This is a genomic window from Streptodolium elevatio, assembly GCF_053592165.1.
Window position 1 is genome coordinate 241,562 of record NZ_JBSFVE010000008.1, and the last position, 19,672, is coordinate 261,233.

General features: G+C 71.8%; 18 protein-coding genes. 9 read left to right on the top strand and 9 right to left on the bottom strand.

Annotation, left to right across the window (positions count from 1 at the left end):
* Positions 1-28 precede the first annotated feature (28 nt).
* On the top strand, positions 29-346 hold the full coding sequence (locus ACWD12_RS17385) for a hypothetical protein (RefSeq protein ID WP_450100209.1): 318 nt from the start codon (positions 29-31) through the stop codon (positions 344-346).
* On the opposite strand, the gene ACWD12_RS17390 is transcribed toward ACWD12_RS17385, so the two are convergent.
* The 5 genes from ACWD12_RS17390 to hrcA form a co-directional block, all read right to left on the bottom strand.
* On the bottom strand, positions 327-689 hold the full coding sequence (locus ACWD12_RS17390; protein ID WP_450100210.1) for a histidine triad nucleotide-binding protein: 363 nt from the start codon (positions 687-689) through the stop codon (positions 327-329). The genes ACWD12_RS17385 and ACWD12_RS17390 overlap by 20 nt on opposite strands.
* 64 nt (positions 690-753) lie before the next feature.
* Positions 754-1,494, bottom strand: a complete 741-nt coding sequence (locus ACWD12_RS17395; RefSeq protein ID WP_450100211.1) for a 16S rRNA (uracil(1498)-N(3))-methyltransferase — start codon at positions 1,492-1,494, stop codon at positions 754-756.
* Positions 1,495-1,558: 64 nt separating this feature from the next.
* Entirely contained in the window at positions 1,559-2,635 is a 1,077-nt protein-coding gene (locus ACWD12_RS17400; protein WP_450100212.1) for a nitronate monooxygenase, read from the bottom strand.
* Positions 2,636-2,951: 316 nt separating this feature from the next.
* Positions 2,952-4,082, bottom strand: a complete 1,131-nt coding sequence (gene dnaJ, locus ACWD12_RS17405) for a molecular chaperone DnaJ (RefSeq protein WP_358352923.1) — start codon at positions 4,080-4,082, stop codon at positions 2,952-2,954.
* A complete protein-coding gene (gene hrcA / locus ACWD12_RS17410; protein ID WP_358352924.1) occupies positions 4,083-5,099 on the bottom strand; it encodes a heat-inducible transcriptional repressor HrcA in 1,017 nt (338 codons plus the stop codon).
* Positions 5,100-5,243: 144 nt separating this feature from the next.
* Between hrcA and ACWD12_RS17415 the strand changes: the two genes are divergently transcribed.
* From ACWD12_RS17415 to ACWD12_RS17450, 8 genes are all read left to right on the top strand, one after another.
* On the top strand, positions 5,244-5,933 hold the full coding sequence (locus ACWD12_RS17415) for an MBL fold metallo-hydrolase (RefSeq protein ID WP_450100213.1): 690 nt from the start codon (positions 5,244-5,246) through the stop codon (positions 5,931-5,933).
* Positions 5,934-5,970: 37 nt separating this feature from the next.
* Positions 5,971-6,813, top strand: coding sequence for a DUF3097 domain-containing protein (locus tag ACWD12_RS17420; RefSeq protein ID WP_450100214.1), 843 nt, complete (start codon positions 5,971-5,973; stop codon positions 6,811-6,813).
* A 102-nt stretch (positions 6,814-6,915) separates the two neighbouring features.
* Complete coding sequence (locus tag ACWD12_RS17425; RefSeq protein ID WP_358352930.1) at positions 6,916-7,017, top strand: putative leader peptide; 102 nt, start codon at positions 6,916-6,918, stop codon at positions 7,015-7,017.
* Between the two features lie 289 nt (positions 7,018-7,306).
* Entirely contained in the window at positions 7,307-8,875 is a 1,569-nt protein-coding gene (locus ACWD12_RS17430; RefSeq protein ID WP_450100215.1) for an ABC transporter substrate-binding protein, read from the top strand.
* Between the two features lie 16 nt (positions 8,876-8,891).
* A complete protein-coding gene (locus ACWD12_RS17435) occupies positions 8,892-9,836 on the top strand; it encodes an ABC transporter permease (RefSeq protein WP_450100216.1) in 945 nt (314 codons plus the stop codon).
* Positions 9,837-9,841: 5 nt separating this feature from the next.
* Positions 9,842-10,741 (top strand): ABC transporter permease, encoded by a 900-nt coding sequence (locus ACWD12_RS17440; protein ID WP_450100217.1) that lies wholly within the window; start codon positions 9,842-9,844, stop codon positions 10,739-10,741.
* Positions 10,738-12,768 carry an ABC transporter ATP-binding protein gene (locus ACWD12_RS17445; RefSeq protein WP_450100218.1) on the top strand — a complete coding sequence of 677 codons (2,031 nt, stop codon included), beginning with the start codon at positions 10,738-10,740 and terminating at the stop codon, positions 12,766-12,768. The genes ACWD12_RS17440 and ACWD12_RS17445 overlap by 4 nt, the downstream gene beginning before the upstream one ends.
* 10 nt (positions 12,769-12,778) lie before the next feature.
* Complete coding sequence (locus tag ACWD12_RS17450; RefSeq protein WP_450100219.1) at positions 12,779-15,124, top strand: arylsulfatase; 2,346 nt, start codon at positions 12,779-12,781, stop codon at positions 15,122-15,124.
* Positions 15,125-15,142: 18 nt separating this feature from the next.
* On the opposite strand, the gene ACWD12_RS17455 is transcribed toward ACWD12_RS17450, so the two are convergent.
* The 4 genes from ACWD12_RS17455 to ACWD12_RS17470 form a co-directional block, all read right to left on the bottom strand.
* The gene (locus ACWD12_RS17455) at positions 15,143-16,594 is read right to left on the bottom strand and encodes an AAA family ATPase (protein ID WP_450100220.1); all 1,452 of its coding nucleotides are present in this window, start codon (positions 16,592-16,594) and stop codon (positions 15,143-15,145) included.
* A gap of 131 nt (positions 16,595-16,725) precedes the next feature.
* A complete protein-coding gene (locus ACWD12_RS17460; protein ID WP_358352944.1) occupies positions 16,726-17,613 on the bottom strand; it encodes a phenylalanine 4-monooxygenase in 888 nt (295 codons plus the stop codon).
* 322 nt (positions 17,614-17,935) lie between these two features.
* Positions 17,936-18,649: a hypothetical protein gene (locus tag ACWD12_RS17465; protein WP_450100221.1), complete on the bottom strand. Its 714-nt coding sequence runs from the start codon at positions 18,647-18,649 to the stop codon at positions 17,936-17,938.
* 86 nt (positions 18,650-18,735) lie between these two features.
* Complete coding sequence (locus tag ACWD12_RS17470; RefSeq protein WP_450100222.1) at positions 18,736-19,542, bottom strand: hypothetical protein; 807 nt, start codon at positions 19,540-19,542, stop codon at positions 18,736-18,738.
* Positions 19,543-19,672: the final 130 nt, after the last annotated feature.

Here is a 19,672-nt window from a genome sequence, read left to right on the forward strand (position 1 = left end):
ATTCTCCGGCGCTCGGTAAGGTCGCGGCATGCCGGGCGCCCGCGTGGATTCGATCGTCGTCTACACGACGCGCGTCGAGGCGTGCCGCGAGTTCTACGCGGGCCTGGGCCTGGAGTTCACGCCCGAGCGGCACGGCAAGGGTCATGAGCATTACGCCGCGGTCCTGGACGGGGGCGGGGTGTTCGAGATCTATCCGGCGACCCCGGCGCGCGTCACCGGCGCGCTGCGGATCGGCCTGGTGGTCGACGGCGCCGGGCTGCCGCCGGGCCGGCGTACGTTGCGCGACCCGGACGGCAGGGCGGTTGTCGTCGGCCCGTCCGAGGGGGTTACCCCGGGGGCCAGGTGAGGCCGCGGCCGCCCATCACGTGGGCGTGTACGTGGAAGACCGTCTGTCCCGCGCCCGCGCCCGTGTTGAAGACGACGCGGTAGCCGGTTTCGTCGATGCCCTCGCCGGCCGCCACCGCGGCCGCCTCGGCGAGCAGCGTGCCCGCCAACTCCGGCTCGGCCACGCCCAGTTCGCCGGCGTTCGGGTAGTGGGCGCGCGGGATGACGAGGATGTGCGTGGGCGCCTGCGGGTTGATGTCGCGGAAGGCGACGAAGTCCTTCGTCTCGCGGACCACCGTGGCGGGGACGTCCCCGGCCACGATCTTGCAGAACAGGCAGTCCGCCTGGGCTTCCCCGGCCGCCATGCGTACCTCCATCTGGATGCTGGTTGGGCGCGATCGTATCGGCTGGCCGCGGCGGGGCCGGGCTTCAGGCCCAGCGGCCCGACGCGGCCATCAGTACGGAAGCCGCCGACACGCCTGCCGTCGACGTGCGCAGCACGGTCGGGCCGAGCCGGTACGCCCCGGCGCCCGCCTCCGCGAAGACCGCGAGCTCTTCCGGGCTGACGCCGCCCTCCGGCCCCACGACGAGGACGACGTCGCCGTCCGCCGGCACCTCGACCGCCGCGATCGGGTCCGCGGCGGCCTCGTGCAGCACCCCCGCGAACGCCGCGTCCCGCAGCATGCCCGCGACCTGACGCGTCGTCATGAGCTCAGTGACGTCCGGCAGATGTACGCGCCGCGCCTGCTTGCCGGCCTCGCGTGCGGTGGACCGCCACTTGGCGAGCGACTTGGCGCCGCGCTCGCCCTTCCACTGGGTGATGCACCGGGAGGCCGCCCACGGGACGACCACGTCGACGCCGACCTCGGTCATGGTCTCGACGGCCAGCTCGCCGCGGTCCCCCTTGGGCAGCGCCTGGACGACGACGATGCGGGGTGCGGGCGGCGGCTCCTCTGTGCGCTCGCCGACGTCGACGTGCAGCGTGTCCTTGCCCTCGACGGCGGCGACGGTGCCGCGTACCGCGACGCCGCGCCCGTCGGTGAGGACGACTTCCTCGCCGACCGCGATGCGCCGCACGGTGACGGCGTGCCGGCCTTCCGCCCCGTCGAGGACCACCCGGCGGGCGGTGCGGAGGGCGGGGTCGTCCGTGAGGAAGACGGGGGCGCTCATGGGATCGGCTCCGAGGGCGTGGGCGGTGCCGCGGGCTTGGGGGTGCCGCGGGCGGCGGGTCGGGTCAATCCTCTCGTGCCCCGGCCAGCTCGTCGGCCAGGCGCTTCACCACAGCTGCCGCGGGCTCGTCGCGCGCGAGGCGCCAGCCCTGCCCGGCCCACAACGCCATCGCCTCGGGGTCTCCCGCCGCGGCCGAGGCGCGCCGCAACGTCGCCGTGGCGTAGTGCACTTCGGGGTAGGCGGCCGGTGCGTACGCGTCGTTGCGGGCGAGGAACCCGTTGACCAGACCGCGGGCCGGGCGGCCGGAGAAAGCCCGGGTGAGGCGTGTGCGGTCGTAGCGCGCGTCGGCCAGCGCGGCCTTGTACGGCGCCGGGGCGCCGCTCTCCGGGCAGCGCAGGAAGGCCGTGCCCAGTTGGGCCGCGACGGCTCCGGCCGCGAGCACGGCCGCCACCTGCTCGCCGGTCATGATCCCGCCCGCGGCGACGGTCGGCAGGGTGGTGACCGCGCGCACGAGTCCGAGCAGGGCGAGCAGGCCGTACGGCTCGGTGTCGGCCTCGGCGTCGTTGTCCCACCGCCCTTGGTGGGCGCCGGCTTCGACGCCCTGCACGATCAGCAGGTCCGGCCCGGCCGCGGCGGCGCGTTCCGCCTCCTCGGGTGTGGTCACCGTGACGGCTGTGGCCGTGCCCCGGGCCCGGAAGTCCGCGAGCACGCCGCGGTCAGGGCAGCCGAAGGTGAACGACACCACCGCGACGGGATCGGCCAGGAGAGCGGCGACCTTGGCGTCCCAGTCGTCGTCGAGTCCGTGCGGCGGAACCTCGCCGAGCGCCACGCCCAGTCGCGCGGCCTCCGGTGCCAGGCGGTCGCGGTACGCCCCGACCTGCCCGGCGGCGGCGCCCTCGGCCGCCTCGGCGGCCTCTCCCGGCACGAACAGGTTGACGCCGAACGGCAGTCCCGTGGCCGCGCGCAGCTCGGCGATCTCGGCGGTCATCGCCTCCGCGGTCTTGTAGCCCGCCGCGAGGAACCCGAGGGCGCCCGCACCGCACACCGCCGCCGCCAGCGGTGGCCCGGACGCCCCGCCCGCCATCGGTGCCTGTACGAGCGGCAGCCGCACCGGCCACTCGATCCGCGATCCGGCGTCCACTGCCGCACCTCCCGGTCACTGGGGTCACCCGCGTGACACGACCGTACGCCCGGCACCGGCCCGGAAGCCACGGACCACGCCCCGCGCGCGCCGGACCGCGTCGTGCCGCCGCACGCCGCCTCGGCCGCACCGCCCGACCCCACGGCCCCACGGCCCCGGCTGCGCGCCGCCCGCCCGCAAACAGCCGAGGGACGGGCCCGCAGGACCCGTCCCTCGCTCCGTACCGTGTGTGCCGTGCTGTAGGTGCCTGTTGGCGCCTGTTCGTGCCGTGGCGGTGTCCGCGCTGTGCCGTTCCGCAGCGTGGCGCCGGTTCGCCTCAGCGCCCGTTGAAGGCGTCCTTCAGGCGGGAGAACAACCCCTGCTGCCCCGGCGAGAACTGCCCCTGGGGCCGCTCCTCGGCCCGCAACTTGGCGAGTCTGCGCAGGAGTTCCTCCTGCTCCGGGTCGAGCTTCGAGGGCGTCTGCACCTCGACGTGCACCAGGAGGTCGCCCCGGCCGCCGCCCCGCAGGTGCGTGATGCCCCTGCCGTGCAGCGGGATGGACTGCCCGGACTGGGTCCCCGGCCTGATGTCGATCTCCGCGACGCCGTCCAGCGTCTCCAGCGGCACCTTCGTGCCCAGGGCCGCGGCCGTCATCGGGATGGTGACCGTGCAGTGCAGGTCGTCGCCCCGGCGCTGGAACGTCGGGTGCGGGACCTCGGCGATCTCGACGTAGAGGTCGCCGGCCGGGCCGCCGCCCGGGCCGACCTCGCCCTCGCCCGCGAGCTGGATGCGCGTGCCGGAGTCGACGCCCGCCGGGATCTTGACGGTGAGCGTGCGGCGCGCGCGTACGCGTCCGTCGCCCGCGCACTCCGGGCACGGGGTCGGCACCACGGTGCCGAAGCCCTGGCACTGCGGGCACGGGCGCGACGTCATGACCTGGCCGAGGAACGACCGTGTGACCTGGCTGACCTCGCCGCGGCCCCGGCACATGTCGCACGTCTGCGCGGTGGTGCCGGGAGCGGCGCCCTCGCCGTTGCAGGTGTTGCAGGTGACCGCGGTGTCGACCTGGATCTCCCGGGTCGTGCCGAACGCCGCCTCCTCCAACTGCACCTCGATGCGGATCATGGCGTCCTGGCCGCGGCGGGTGCGCGAGCGCGGGCCGCGCTGGCTCGCCTGGCCGAAGAACGCGTCCATGATGTCGCTGAAGCCGAAGCCCGCGCCGAAGCCGCCGCCGGGCCCGGCCCCCGCGCCGCCAAGCGGGTCGCCGCCGAGGTCGTACATCTGCCGCTTCTGCGGGTCCGAGAGGACCTCGTAGGCGGCGTTGATCTCCTTGAAGCGCTCTTGCGTCTTGGGGTCCGGATTCACATCCGGGTGCAGTTCACGGGCGAGGCGGCGGAAGGCCTTCTTGATCTCCTCGGGCGTGGCGTCGCGCCGAACACCCAGGACCTCGTAGTAATCAGTGGTCAACTACGACTCCGCGAGAATCTGTCCGACGTACCGTGCCACGGCGCGTACCGCTCCCATCGTTCCGGGGTAGTCCATCCTGGTCGGCCCGAGCACGCCGAGTTTGGCGAGGGCCTCGTCCCCGCTGCCGTACCCGACGGACACCACCGAGGTGGCGGCCAGTCCCTCGTGCATGTTCTCGTGGCCGATACGCACCACCATGGCAGGCTCGGTGGCCTCCCCGAGCAGGCGCAGGAGCACGACGTGCTCCTCCAGGGCCTCGAGTACCGGGCGGATCGTCATCGGGAAGTCGGTGCCGAACCGGGTGAGGTTCGCGGTTCCCGCGAGGACGACCCGCTCTTCCTGCTGCTCCACGAGGGTGTCGAGCAGGGCGGCGAGGACTGTGGTGACGATCGGCCGCTCCTCGGCCGTGAAGGACTCGCCGAGGTCCTGCACCAGCAGGGCGACGTCGGCGAAGCGCCTGCCGACGACGACGCCGTTGATCCGGCCGCGGAGGTCGGCGAGCAGGGTGTCGCCGATCGGGCCGGGTGCGTCCAGCACGCGCTGCTCGACCCGCCCGGTGTTGGTGATGAGCACGAGCATGATCCGGGTCGGTGCCAGGGTCAGCAGCTCGACGTGCCGGATGGTGGACCGGGTGAGGGACGGGTACTGCACCACGGCGACCTGGTGGGTCAGCTGGGCGAGGAGGCGCACGGTGCGGCCGACCACGTCGTCGAGGTCCACGGCGCCGTCCAGGAAGAGCTGGATCGCCCGGCGCTCGGGCGTGGACAGCGGCTTGATGCCCGCGAGCCGGTCGACGAAGAGCCGGTAGCCCTTGTCGGTGGGTACGCGGCCCGCGCTGGTGTGGGGCTGGGTGATGTACCCCTCCTCCTCCAGCGCGGCCATGTCGTTGCGGATGGTCGCCGGGGAGACCCCGAGGTTGTGCCGTTCCGCGAGCGCTTTGGATCCGACGGGCTCGTGAGTCGCCACGTAGTCCTGCACGATGGCGCGCAGCACGTCGAGCTTGCGGTCGTCGAGCACCGTGCGCACCTCCCTGACCTGCCTGGCACTCCGCTTGCTGGAGTGCCAGTGTACGGCGACGCCGATGCGTCCGTACCCTGCCGTCTGTGGAAGGGTCGCAGGATGGTACACGCGGAACATGACGAATGGACGCGTTGGGGCCCTGTGGCACCCGGGGTGTTCGTCGCGCGGCTGCCCGAACTGGACCTGAACGTCGTGGCGGTGGCGGGCCCCGAGGGCTTCGCCCTCGTCGACACCGGCTCGTACGAACGCGAGACGCGCGGGCTCCTCGCGGGCCTCGAGCGCATGCTCTCGGAGCACGGCCTCCCCTATCGCGCGCTGGCAGTGGTGAACACACACGGTCACTTCGACCACTGCTATGGCAACGCAGAAGTCCTACGGCAGTTCCCGGACGTCGAAATCGTGGGCCACGAGGCCCTGCCGCCCTATCTGGCCGAGTGGGGCGAGCGGGGCCGCGCCGACGCGCTGCGCTACGGCATGCCCGCGGACGACATGGCCGCGGTACGTATTGTCCCGCCCACGGTCCTGGTCCCGCACGACGGGTCGCTGCCGCTCGGGGTCGTCGGGGCCGAGGTGTACGCGCCGGGGCGCGGCCACACCGGGTGCGACGTGGTGGTCCACGTCCCGGACGCGGACCTGCTGGTCGCCGGGGACCTGCTGGAGGAGTCGGCGCCGCCGTCGTACGGTCCCGACTCGTACCCGGACGAGTGGCCGGGTGCCCTGGAGCGGGTGTTGGAGCTGCCGGCGAGCGTGCTGGTGCCCGGGCACGGCGCCCTGGTGGACCGGGACTTCGCCGAACGCCAGTTGGCGTACGTGCGCGGTCGGCGCGCCTGAACGGGTGACGGCGGCCGGACCGCTAGCGTCGGTCGCTATGCGCAGCAGGAGTTACGGGCCCGATCTGACACCGCCGTGGAAGAAGCCCAAGGCGGTCCCCGAGGTGGCGGCCGACCGGGACCTGGTGGTCGAGGAGGTCGAGACCGGGTTCTGCGGCGCGGTGGTGCGGGTGGAGAAGACCCCGGAGGGGTTCACCGTCACGCTGGAGGACCGGCACGGCAAGCTGCGGGTGTTCCCGATGGAGCCTCGCGGGTTCATGGTGGACGGCGCCGTCGTCACGCTGGTGCGGCCGCGTGCGGCGCAGGCGGCACCGGCCCGGCCGACGCGTACCGCCTCGGGCTCGGTCGCGGTGCACGGCGCGAAGGCGCGGGTGGCACGCGCCGGGCGCATCTATGTCGAAGGCCGGCACGACGCGGAGTTGGTCGAGCGCGTGTGGGGCGACGACCTGCGCATCGAGGGCGTGGTCGTGGAGTTCCTGGAAGGCGTCGACGACCTCCCGGCGGTGGTACGCGAGTTCCGCCCCGGTCCCGGCCGCCGGCTGGGCGTGCTGGTCGACCACTTGGTGTCGGGCTCGAAGGAGAGCCGGATCGCCGCCGAGGTGGCCGCGGGGCAGTACGGGGCCGATGTGCTGGTCACCGGACACCCGTTCATCGACATCTGGCAGGCGGTCAAACCGTCGGTGCTGGGTATCGGCACGTGGCCCGAGGTGCCGCGCGGGGTGGTGTGGAAGGACGGCGTGAACGCGGCGCTGGGCCGTGCCACGTCCACCGGCGAAACGTGGCGCTGGATCCTGTCGCACGTCGACTCGTACCGGGATCTGGAGCCCGCGCTGCTCGGCCGGGTCGAGGAGATCATCGATTTCGTGACCACCCCGGAATGACGAACTCCCGGGCCGCAACAACTTGTTAACAAGTGTCCACGTGGCAAGACGGAATGCCGCGATCGTTGACCCGATTAACCGGTTCCTGACACAGTCGACGACGTGAGTTCGGACCGCCGCCCCGGCAGGGCCTCCCAGGCCCTCGTTTCGCGCCGCCACATCGACTTCTGTCGAGTCGCCGGCGCCATCTGTGCCGTCCGCTAACGGTTTCCCCGAGGGTTCACCGCCGCGACACGGCCGCTGACCCTTCTTCCTTTCCCGGGTATCCGGCGCATTAGCCGCGCCGTCCCCCGCCCTTTTCGGCTTCCGCATGCGGTGGTTTCCCCGCAGGCGCGTCCGCCGCTGCCCTGAATCCCCGCGACCGCCGTTGACTGCGACGCCGTTGACTGCGACGCCTTTCACCGCGACCGCCTTTCACCGCGACCGGCTTTCCCTGCAACTGCCGCCCACCTCGACCCCCACTTTGCCTCGAACCGCTCAGAGGAGCTTCGCCATGTCCGTATCCTCCCTTGCCACCAGTCGCCGGACCCTCTTGCGCGCCGCCGGGGCCGGTGCCGTTCTGCTGGGTCTGGCCGGGTGCAAGTCGGCGGTCGACGAGAACAAGTCGACGCCCGCCGGGGCGAGCGGCGCCCCCAAGAAGGGCGGGACGCTGCAAATAGGCAGCCTGGTCGATTTCACGCCCGCACTGCTCTTCACGCAGAACTCGTTCACCGCACTGGCCCGGCTGGTGTTCAACACGCTGACCTCGTACGACAACGACCTGAGGCCGCAGCCGCAGTTGGCGAAGTCGTGGCAGATAGCGCCGGACGGCACCAGTGTCACGTTCCAACTGCGCGAGGGCGTGAAGTTCCATTCCGGGCGCCCGTTCACCGCCGAGGACGTGGTGTTCGCCGTCAACAATCTCAAGGACCCCAAGCGCAGCGCGCAATTGCGGGCGACCGCCGCGGTGGTCTCGGACATCACCGTCATCAGCCCGACCGAGCTGACGCTCAAGCTCGCACACCCGGTGAGCAATCTGTTCGACCTCTTCGAGTTCATGTTCATCACCGACCGGGAGTCCGTAGAGGACGCGGTGACCGGCAAGAAGCTGATCGGCACCGGCCCGTTCGTCTTCAAGAACTGGACGCCGGGCGCCTCGATCTCGTTCGCCAAGAACCCGGAGTACTTTGTGCCCGAGCGGCCGTACTTCGACAATGTCGAGGTACGGATCATCCCGCAGGCCGACTCGCTCCTCTCGGCGCTGCGCGGCAAGCAGATCCAGCTCGCCCTGGGCCTCAGCGGCCGGGACATCGCCCCGATCAAGTCCGACGGCCAGTTCACCATCCAGGAGTTCGACACCGGCGGCGGCGCGATCTACATCGGCGCGAACGTGACGGTCAAGCCGCTGGACGACAAGCGGGTGCGCCAGGCCATCTCGTTCGCGGTGGACCGCGACCGCATCCTCCAGCAGGGCCTGGGCGGCTACGGTCTCGCGTCGTCCGCGCCGTGGCCCAAGTCCTCGCCCGCCTACTCGGACGCGACCGCGCGCCGCTACCCGCACGACCCGGCGCGGGCCAAGGCGCTGCTCGCCGAGGCCGGCGCGGCCAACCTCGACCTGCCGCTGGCGTTCCTCAGCACCTCGTCGGCGGTCGCCCAGATGATCCAGTTCGACCTCCAGCAGGTCGGCGTCAAGACCACCCTGGAGCCGCTCGACCCGGCGAAGTTCCAGGCGCAGCTGATCAGCCAGACGATGCCGGCGCTGTGGGCGGGGGCGCACGGTTTCGCCCAGGTGCATCCGTCGACGCTGGCGGTCAGCGCGTACCCGTTCAACGAGGCGAAGAACACCTCGAAGTTCTCCGACCCCCGGTACACCGAGATCGTGCAGCGCGCGTGGCGGCAGGCGGACCCGGACAGCGCGCAGGCGAAGGCGGCGTACCAGGACCTGAGCGAGGTCCTGCTCGACCAGCAGTTCGTGATCGACCTGATCGTGCTGGCGAACCTGCACGCGGCGACGAGCAACCTTCAGGGCGTGGCACAGAACGAGTTCACCGCGCTGAACCTCGACGACGCCTATCTGGCGTGACGGGCGGACTGCGACCATGACCGGCTATCTCGTGCGAAGGCTGCCATCGGCTCTCGGGGTGCTGCTGCTCGCCTCCTTCGCCATCTTCCTCATTCTGCGCGCGGTCCCGGGTGATCCGGCCGAGACCCTCGCCGGCTCCGACCCGTCGCCCGAGAGCGTCGGCACGATTCGCCACGAACTCGGCCTGGACCGACCGCTGTTGACCCAGTACGGCGCGTGGATCGCGGACGTCGTCCGCGGCGACTTCGGCCGCTCGTACATCATCGGCGGCTCGGTGAACGAACTGCTCGCCCAGCGCCTCGGCAACACCGTCGAACTCACCGTCGGGGCCCTGGTGTTCACCATCGCGCTCGGGCTGCTGTTCGGGGTCCTGGGGGTGACCGTCAAGAACCGCTTCGGCCAGACGCTGCTGTCGGCGGTCAACTCGGTGTCGCTGATCGTGCCGGCCTACGTGAGCGGGTTCCTGCTCGTGTTCGTGTTCGCGATCACCTGGCCGGTCCTGCCGCCCGGCGGGCACGTGTCGATCCTGTCCGACCCGCAGATCGGCTTCCAGTATCTGCTGATGCCCGCCCTGGTCCTGGCCCTGCCGCCGTCCGCGATCCTGGCCAGGTACGTCAAGGACGGCCTTCAGCAGGCGCTGGGCGAGGACTACGCGCGCACCGCGAAGTCACTCGGCATCCCGCCGCGCCGCATCCTGTGGCGGCACGCGCTGCCCAACGCGCTGCCGCCGGTGCTCACCGTGCTGGGCATGCAGGTCGGCGTGCTGCTGGGCGGCGCGGTGATCATCGAGGCGGTCTTCGCCTGGCCGGGACTCGGCATGCTCGCCGAACAGGCCGTCACGCGGCGCGACTACCCGGTGATCCAGGCCGTGCTGCTGTTCCTCGTGGTGGTGTACGTGGTGGTGCAGTTGCTGACCGACCTCGCGTACGCCCTCATCGACCCGCGCGTACGGCTGGGGTGACCGCCATGACTACCGAGACACTGACGCCCGGAACACCCGCCCCCAAGACCCCGGAAGCGGTTGCGCCCGCGGCGGCGAAGCCGCGCCGGGTCCGCAACCGCTACCTGCGCGGACTGCTCAGCCCGCGCGGCCTGTTCGGGCTGGCGCTGGTCGGCCTGATCTTCGCGGCCGGCCTCGCGGCGCCGCTGCTCACCTCGCACGACCCGACCTTCCAGACCGCCGACGCGCTGCGCGGCCCGGGCAGCGGCGACCACGCGTGGGGCACCGACGAGATCGGCCGCGACCTGCTCAGCCGACTGCTGTACGGCATCCGCACCGACCTGCTGATCGTGGCCGCCGCCGTCCCGCTGGGACTGCTGATCGGCTGCTCGCTCGCACTGGTCGCTACCACCCACCGCGCCGCCGACGTGGCGGTGCAGCGCCTGTTCGACCTGCTGCTGTCGTTCCCGGGGCTGATCCTGGGCCTCACGGTCACCGCGATCATGGGCCCGGGCAAGGCCACGATCATCACGGTGATCACCATCATCGAGATCCCGTCCTTCGGGCGCATGTTGCGCGGCGCGATCCTCGTGCACCGCGACCGCGAGTACGCCACCGCCGCGCGCGTGGGCGGGGCCGGCCCGTTGCGCCTGCTGACCCGGCACGTGCTGCCGAACGCGGCGGACCCGGTCGTGGTGCAGATCGCGGTGTCGATGTCGATCGCGGTGATCCTCGAAGGCGCGATGAGCTTCATCGGCATCGGGGTCCGGCCGCCCGACCCCTCGCTCGGCGGCATCCTCGCCGAGGCGCGGCCCTACCTGGAGGACCACCCCACCTACGCCCTCGGCCCGCTCGTGGTGATCACCGCGCTGGTGGTGGGCCTGAACCTGATCGCCGAAGCACTGAACCGGGGAGCGCGCCGATGACCATCTCGATCGAGAAGCCGGTTGCCGCCGACACGCCTGCCGCCGAAGTACCCCGCGGGGAAGCGTTGTTGCGCGTACGCGACCTGCACGTGACGTTCGACTCCGAGCGCGGCCCCGTGCATGCCGTGCGCGGCGTCGACTTCGACCTGGCGCGCGGCGAGACGCTCGCCATCGTCGGCGAGTCGGGCTCGGGCAAGTCGACGACCGCGCTCGCCCTGACCCGCATGCTGCCCGCCACCGGGCGCATCAGCGCGGGCGCGGTATTGCTGGACGGGCCGGATGGCGCCGGCCCGGTCGGGGGCGCGCCGTTCGATCTGGCGACCGCGCCCGAGGCCGAGCTGCGCCGGGTGCGCGGCGCGCGCATCGGGATGATCTTCCAGGACCCGATGACGTCCCTGAACCCGCTGCTCACCGTGGGCCGCCATCTCGACGAGGCGATGCGCGCGCACGGCCTCGGCGACCGCAAGGCCCGTACCGCGCGAGCGGTCGAACTCCTCGATGTGGTCGGCATCCCGGACGCCGCACGGCGCATGCGCGACCATCCGCACCAGTTCTCCGGCGGCATGCGGCAGCGCGTCATGATCGCGCTCGCGCTGACCAACGAGCCGGACATCCTCCTCGCCGACGAACCGACCACCGCGCTCGACCCGACCGTGCAGGCGCAGATCCTCGACCTGCTGGAGCGCCTGGCCCGGGATCTGGGCACGGCAACCGTGCTGATCACCCACAACATGGGTGTGGTGGCACGGTCCTCGGCGCGGGTCATGGTGTTGTACGGCGGCCGGGTGGTCGAACACGGCCGGACCGAGGACGTCCTGACGTCGCCTCACCATCCGTACACAGCGGGTCTGTTGCGGGCCGTGCCCCGGCTGGACGCGCCGTACGGGCAGCGCCTGGAAGGCATACCGGGCACGCCGCCGGACCTGGCCTCGCCGCCCGACGGCTGCGCCTTCGCCGACCGGTGCCCCCTGGCGACCGACCGGTGCCGCACCGAGCAGCCGCCGCCGCGCGTCGTGGCGGACGGCCGTACGGTGGCCTGCTGGGTGTCGGAGGGGCCGCTGCCCCTCGGCCCCGTACTGGCGGCGCCGCCGACGGCCCGGCCCCGGGACGCGGTCCGGACCGAGGTTGGTGCGGAAGGCGCCGCCGACCGCGAGCCGATCCTCTCGATCCGCTCGCTCGGCAAGGTCTTCCGCTCCCGCCGCAACCGGGTCGTCGCGCTCGACGACGTCTCGCTCGACCTGGCACGTGGGGAAACCCTGGGCGTGGTCGGCGAGTCCGGGTCCGGCAAGTCGACGCTGGTCCGCACCGTCGTCGGGGTGCACCCGGCCACCTCGGGGCGGGTGCTCTTCGAGGGACGCGACGTCACCCACCCGGGACGCGGCGACCTGCGCGAGCTGCGGCGCCACGTCCAGATGGTGTTCCAGGACCCTTACGCGTCGCTGAACCCGCGCATGACGGTCGGCGCGATCATCGCCGACCCGCTCGTGTCGCAGGGCATCGGCACCCCCGCGGAACGCCGCCGACGCGTCGGCGAACTGCTCGAACGCGTGGGCCTGGACGCCTCGTTCGCGGACCGCTATCCGCGCGACTTCTCCGGCGGCCAGAGGCAGCGCATCGGCATCGCCCGGGCTCTGGCCCCCGAGCCGACCGTGCTGATCTGCGACGAGCCGGTGTCGGCGCTCGACGTCTCCGTGCAGGCGCAGGTGGTCAACCTGCTCGCCGACCTGCAGGCCGACCTGGGCCTGTCGATGATCTTCATCGCGCACGACCTGGCCGTGGTGCGGCAGATCTCACACCGGATCGCGGTCATGCGGGCCGGACGCGTCGTGGAGACCGGCCCGGCCGAGCAGTTGTGCGCCGATCCGCAACACCCGTACACGCAGGCGCTGCTGGCCGCCGTGCCCAGCCCCGTCCCGGCGGCGCACACCGCCGCACCCGCAAAGGCCGCCGCAAACCCGGCCACCCCGACTGCAACCGCCACTGCCGAGGCGCCCGCGGACGCCGCCACCGCCGCCACTGCCGCCTAAGGAGCACCGTATGTCCTCTGCCGCCGAAGCCCCGAACCCCCGCCGCCGCGACCCGTACGCGGGCTTCCCGGGCCGCGCCGGGCGAACCTTCGCCGACTCCGAACCCGCCTGGGAGCCGCGTGGCAAGGCCCGGCCTGGCGCGCCCAACATCGTGGTCGTGCTGATCGACGACATGGGCTACAGCGACATCGGCCCCTTCGGGTCGGAGATCCCGACGCCGACGCTCGACTCGCTCGCGGAGCGCGGCGTACGCCTGACCAACTACCACACGATGCCCCTGTGCTCCCCCGCCCGCGCGGCCCTGCTGACCGGGCTCAACCCGCATCGCGTGGGCTACTCCTTCGTGGCGAACGCCGACCCCGGCTTCCCCGGGTACGCGATGGAGATCGCCGACGACATCCCGACCCTGCCGCAGATCCTGCACGGCGCCGGGTACGCGACCTTCGCGGTCGGCAAATGGCACCTCGTCCGCGACTCGGCGTCGAACGCGGCCGACGACCGGCGCAACTGGCCGCTGCAAAAGGGCTTCGACCGCTACTACGGGGTGCTGGAAGGCCTGACGAGCCTCTTCCACCCGCATCAACTGGTGCGCGACAACAGCCCGTTGGATATCGACGAGCTTCCCGAGGGCTACTACTACACCGACGACATCACCGACGAGGCCATCGGGATGATCAAGTCGCTGCGCGCCCACGATGCCGACAAACCGTTCTTCCTGTACGTCGCGCACAACGCCGTACACGGCCCGCTCCAGGCCAAGCCGTCCGACATAGACCGGCAGCGCGGTCGCTACGACGAGGGCTGGGACGCCCTGCGCGACAAGCGCTTCGCGCGGCAGATCGCCGACGGCCTGTTCCCACCCGGCACCAGGCTTCCCCGGCGCAACTTCGAGAAGGGCCACGAAGTCGGCCCGTGGGACGAAGTCCCCGCCGAGGAACGCGAGTTGTACGCGCGCTACATGGAGGTGTACGCGGCGATGGTCGACAACATCGACCAGAACCTCGGCCGTCTCACCCAGACCCTCGAAGAACTCGGCGAACTGGACAACACGATCATCGTGTTCACGTCCGACAACGGCGGCACCGGCGAAGGCGGAGCGGAGGGCACGCGCGCCTACTTCAAGCGGTTCGTGCACCACCCGGGCCTGCCCGAGGAGTGGAACGGCGACGTCGACCGCGAACTCGACCTGGTGGGCGGTCCGCGCAGCCTGATCCACTACCCGCGCGGATGGGGCATGGCGTCGAACACGCCGTTCCGGCTCTACAAGGGTCAGACGTACGCGGGCGGCGTACGCGTGCCGTTCGTGCTCTCCTGGCCCGCCGGCCTGCCGCGCGCCGAACAGGACGACGGCGGCGTGCGCCCGCAGTACCAGTACGTCACCGACATCCTCCCGACTTTGCTCGAACTCGCGGGCGTGGAAAGGCCGGAGGAGCACGCGGGGGTGCCGACGCAGGAGCTGGACGGTGCCTCCTTCACCCCGGTCCTCGCCTCGGCCTCCGAGGAGTCCACCCACCGGGAGCAGTACAGCGAGATGACCGGAAACCGGAGCTACTACCGGTCCCCCTACAAGCTGGTGACGCAGCATCAGTTCGGTGCGCCGTACGACGACGGCGAGTGGGCGCTCTACGACATCGTCGCCGACCCCACCGAGATCGACGACCTCACCGCCGAACACCCGGGCGTCGTAAAGGAGTTGTCCGAGGCGTGGGAGGCCGCGGCCTGGCGCAACGGCGTGTTCCCGCTGGCCGACGCCAGCGGTGCCCTGGTGTTCCGGAACCCGGACGAGGAGGAGTTGCGCAGGCCGGTCCGCATCCTGGCCGGAACCCCCGAACTGGAGCGCTACCGCTCGGCGAAGCTCGTCTCCTTCCGCGACTTCGAGGCCGCGATCGAGATCGCGCACCACGGAGAAGACGACGCCGGCGTGCTGGTGTCGCACGGTGACCAGGGCGGCGGCTACAGCGTGTACGTCGAGGACGGGCACCTGCGGTTCGCGTACAACGAGTACGGCGTGCTGCACGAGGTGGACGCCGGGCCGCTCCCGCCCGGGCCGCACACGGTCCTGCTGCGCGCCCACACCCGCCCGCGCTTCCGCTGGGACTTCACGGTGTCGGTCGACGGCGAGGACACCGCGTGGCTGGAGGGCGTGCACTTGCTGATCGGCATGGCGCCGCTGCAGGGCATCAGCGTAGGGGTGGACCGCAAGTCGCCGGTCTCGTGGCCGGTCCACGAACGGCACGGTGCGTTCCGGTATACCGGCGGGCTGCGGGCCGTCACCTACACGCCTGGGGCACCCGCCGCGTACGACCCGGAGACCGTGATCCGCACGCTGCGCGAGGCGGCGGCGACGTACGAGTGAGCCGCCGGGCCCGACGGTCTACTCCCATGCGCCCACGACGTCTTCCGGGCCCCACATGAGGGCGAGGGCGGACATGTCCGCGCCCGGGGTCGTGCCGGAGAGGGTCGCCGCCACCAACGCGGTGGCGCCGGCCCGGAATCCGGGGACCTCGGGCGCGGCCGCGGCGAGCGCGGCCAGGTCGCGGGCGTCGAACGGCGTGCCCAGCCACTTGACGGAGCCGACGAAGGGGATGCGGGTCGCCACCGGCGCGCGGTCGGCGGCGACCAGGTCGACCTCCGGGTCGAACCGGCGGTTCCACCAGCCCCCGACATGCTGCACGTCGTCCCACGGCAACCGACCTGCGAGAGCGGCGAGTTCGAGGGATTCGCGGACCAGCGGCTCGACCGCGCGGCCGCGCCACGAGGCCCAGCGCCGCTCGATGACGGCGTACGCGGCGCCCGGTCGTCCCCTGCGTGCCTGCTCGTGCGCGGACCGCAGTATCGCGAGATAGAGGCGCAGGCTGTTGTCGGCGATGCGGTAGAGCGCCGGCTTGCCCGGCTGGGCGGACAGCGGCTCGTCCTGGGCGAGCACATGCTTCTCGTCGACGAGTCGCCGCAGGATCGGCGACAGGGCCCCTGATGGCAAGGCACCCTCGCGACTGCCCGCAGTCGCCGCGATGTTCGCGTGTGTGCGGTCGCCGCCGCCGACCGCTTCGAGCACACGGCGCATGCGGTCGGGCACCGGGAACTCCGCCATGAGGGAGGTCTCGGGGACCCCGAACACGGGGGACGCCGGGTCCTCGCACTCGACGCGCAGGAAGTCCAGGGCGGGAGTGGCGTGTTGCCACGCCCGGAGGATGCCCGGCAGTCCGCCCGACACCAGGTGTGCGTCGATCGCGTCCGGCGCCGCGAGGCCGAGCGCCTCACCCGTCTCGGCGGGGTTGAGCGGCCCGAGGTCGAGGTTGTCGGCGCGGCCGTAGAAGGGCCGGTCGTACGCGGTGAGGCGTTCCATCATGTGCAGATCGCTGCCGAGCAGCAGGAGCAGGACCGGCCGCTTGGCGAGCAGCCGGTCCCAGGCCGTCTGCAGGGCCCCGTCGAAGACGTCGTCCTGCTCGGCGAGCCAGGGCATCTCGTCGAGCACGACGACCGCCGGGCGGTCCGGCAGCACGGAGGCGAGCGTACGGAAGGCGTCCGGCCAACTGCCCGCGCTGTTGTCCGGGACGACCTCGGCGTCGACCGGGAGGGAGGAGTCCGCGAGGGTGCGCAGGAAATCGCCGACCGCCTCGACCGGCGAGGCGCCCTTGGTGGCGGTGTAGAAGACGTACGGCACCGCCGCCCGGTCGCAGAACTCCTGGACCAGCCGGGACTTGCCGACCTGCCGGCGCCCGCGGATCGCGAGGGCGGCGCCCGCACCCGAGTCGGTGACGCGGGCGAGGCGTTTGCCCAGCAGCGCGAGCTCGCTGCGGCGCCCGACGAAGGACGGCACGGCCACCGCGACCCCCTGAGGTAGATCGAGTTTACGTAAAACAGTTTTACGTAAACTCAGGCTACCGAGGCAGGCGCGCAAAGGCCAGAGCGGAGACTCTTCTGGCCTGACGCACCCAGGGCTGCGTCATACGCGGGTCAGGACACCGCCACGGACAGACGCGCGATCGACTCGTCGTCGCAGGTCGCCCAGAAGGCACCGACGACGTCCTCGAGGTGGTCCATGGACTCGGCCCGGAACAACACGTCCTGGTAGTGCGTGATGTCGTACGCCGTGGTGCCCATGGCGGCCAGGTCGAGCGCGCGGATGTCCATGCCGCGGAACTCGCGGATCTCGCCGTAGGAGGACAGGATGCCCGCGCCGTACGCCTTCAGCTCGCCGTTCTCCGCCATCACGCCGAACTCGAGGGTGAACCAGAAGACCTTGGAGACGAACTCCAGGGCCTCGCGGCTCTCGACGCGCCGCGCCGCCTCGCCGGCCAGCCGGTACAGCGCGGCGAACCGGTCGCTCGCGAGGGCGTTGGCGTGGCCGATGACCTCGTGGACGACGTCCGGCTCCGGGGTGTACAGCGGCACGCTGTGGTGCCGGATGTACTGCGTCGAGTGGAAGTACGAGTCGGCGAGCGTGCCGTAGAACTCGCGGAGCTCGACGAGGCCCGCGGCGGGCAGGTAGCGGAACCCGGTCAACGGCTCCAGCAGCTCGCTGACCTCCTGGAGCTGCGGGATACGGTCCTTGGGGAGATCGAGGCGCCGGCAGCCGTGCAGGTACTCGGCGACCGCCAGCTCCTGGTGGGCGACGGCCAGCTCGGCGGACACGATCCGCCAGACGTCGTGCTCCTCCGGCGTGTAGTCGACCTCGGGGATCGGCTCGCCGGGAGTGTGGCGCAGGGCAAGTTCCGCGATGCGGTTGCGCCGTTCGCGGTACACCTGGTCGGCGAAGCCTGGGTGGCTGCGGGACAGCTCGACCTCGATGCTGCCGTCGGCCTTCCGGGTGACCGGGGCCAGGTATTGCGCTTCCTCGAACATCGCCGCCTCCTCGTGGGGCCGGACGTGACCGGTGGATCGGCCGGTGGGCCGCCGGGTCTCGTTTGATCGTGTCGCTCGGTGAGGAGAAACCGCACGACGGCCGCGCGCGGGCGCGGCGACGGTGGTCGCTTGACCCACTATGTCCAGTATGGTCCGACCAGCCGCGGGTGACGGCTCGTGCGGCCCGGCCCGGACCGGAGCGGTACGTCTGCGAGGGATCGCCTCGACTCGCCCATCGCATACCCCGTCCGGGCCCCGAAGCAAGATCCACCGCAAGAAAGATGGCCCGGACCGCCGCAACGGGTGCCCGGCGACCGGCCCGCTACTGCGCCTTCGCCCCGGTCTTCGCGAGCTGGGCCTTGGCGAGCTTGTCCACCTGGGCGCGCAGCAGTACCTCGGGCACCGCGTCGGCGCCGGCCCCGGGGTCGTTCAGCGTCGAGGTGAGGACCAGCGCGGAGCCCTTGCGGACGACGGTGTACGGGATGCTCAGCGCGCCCGCGTCCGTCGTCATCGTGAGCCGGAAGAACAGCGTCCCGTCGCCGAGCCACGGGGACTCGCCGACGGCGGTCGCGGCCGGGGCGATGCCGTCGCCGCCGGCCTGCCGGACGCCGAAGCCGGCACAGGTCGGCAGAGCCGCGCGCGCGGCGTCGAGGAGCTGCGCGGCCTGGCCTTCCTTGTACTGGTTGACGCCTATGTGTGCGGCGCCGCCCAGCCCGTCGGGGCCCAGGAGGCCGGCGTCGGCCTGCCCGGTCGGGGCGATGTCGGCGGACCGGCCGGAGACCAGGTCCATCACGGGCTGGCATGCCGAACGGTCCGCCTCGGCGATCTCGTCGTCCCCGACCGGCGCCCCGCCGCCGGTGAGTTCCCAGCCCGGCGGCAGCTCCTGCTGGGCGAGCAGCACGGCCCGGAGTTCGTCGCCGCTCAGCGCGTCGGGCGCCTTCCGGCCGCCGTCGCCGCCGCCTCCGCACGCAGTCGCGGCCGACAGGAACAGGGGTACGGCGGCGACACCGGCAATGCGGCGGAAAGACACACGCATGGACTTCCTCGGGCTGAACGGTGGGGACGCCGTGAACGGCCACCCTATGCGGCACCGGAGTCCCCCGCTGGACCCGGCGGCCGGGGTCAGCGCTTCAGCGCGGCGGCCACCTTGTCCGCCTGCGTCTTCACCTGGGCGTCGGGAATGTACTCGGCGCCGAAGCTGGTGTTCTCCGGACGGCTGTCGAACCGCACGAGGACCGAGCCCACCCGCACGAACTGCAGGCGGGAGGTCATCGTGGGCGCGTCCGGGTCGGCCATCGTCTTCTCGTCGCCCCACATGACGTCGAGCCACAGCGCGCCGTCGCCGAACTGCGGCTGGTGGTCGCCGACATCGAAGCGGTAAGCGGTCCTCTCGCCCTTGACGTTGGTCGCGACGACCTCCAGGCAGTCGTGCTTCGAGGCGATCAGCACGGCCGCGTCCAGGGTCTTGGCGAACGCGTCGCCGTCGTAGCGCACGAGGTCGAGCCGGGTCGTCGTGCCCTTGTCGGCCGCCGTGGCCAAGGTCTCCCCGGCGTTCGCGGCGGCTTTCGGCCCGGCTCCCGTCATGACGTCCAGCAACGGCTGGCAGGCAACCTCAACTGCCTTCATCGGGCTGCTGCCGTAGGCCGCTCCGTCGCCCGGCGTGACCGTCCAGCCCGTACCCAGTTCATTCTGGGTGACAAGGGCCGCCTTCAACTGCGCGGAGGTGAGGGCTTTTCCAGCGACCGGCCCGGCCGATGTCGGAACGCGGGTATCCGCGCTCGACCCCGGTGCGACGGATGAAGGGGGCGGCGCGATCGATGTCGGCGCGCTCTCGCCGCCTTTGTTGTCGACCTTGTCGACCTTGTCGGCCTTCTTGTCGCCGTCCGAACCGAATTCGCAGGCTGCGGTGAATATCAGCAACGGGGTCAAGGCCCTGCGGCAATGCGTGTGCGTGTGCGTGCGGAACGCATCGAAGTCCTTTGCTCATGATGAAGGCTGCCCGACAGGGGGACGCGAACAGCCGAAAGCAGCCCGCATCCAGAAGGATGCGGGCATAAAG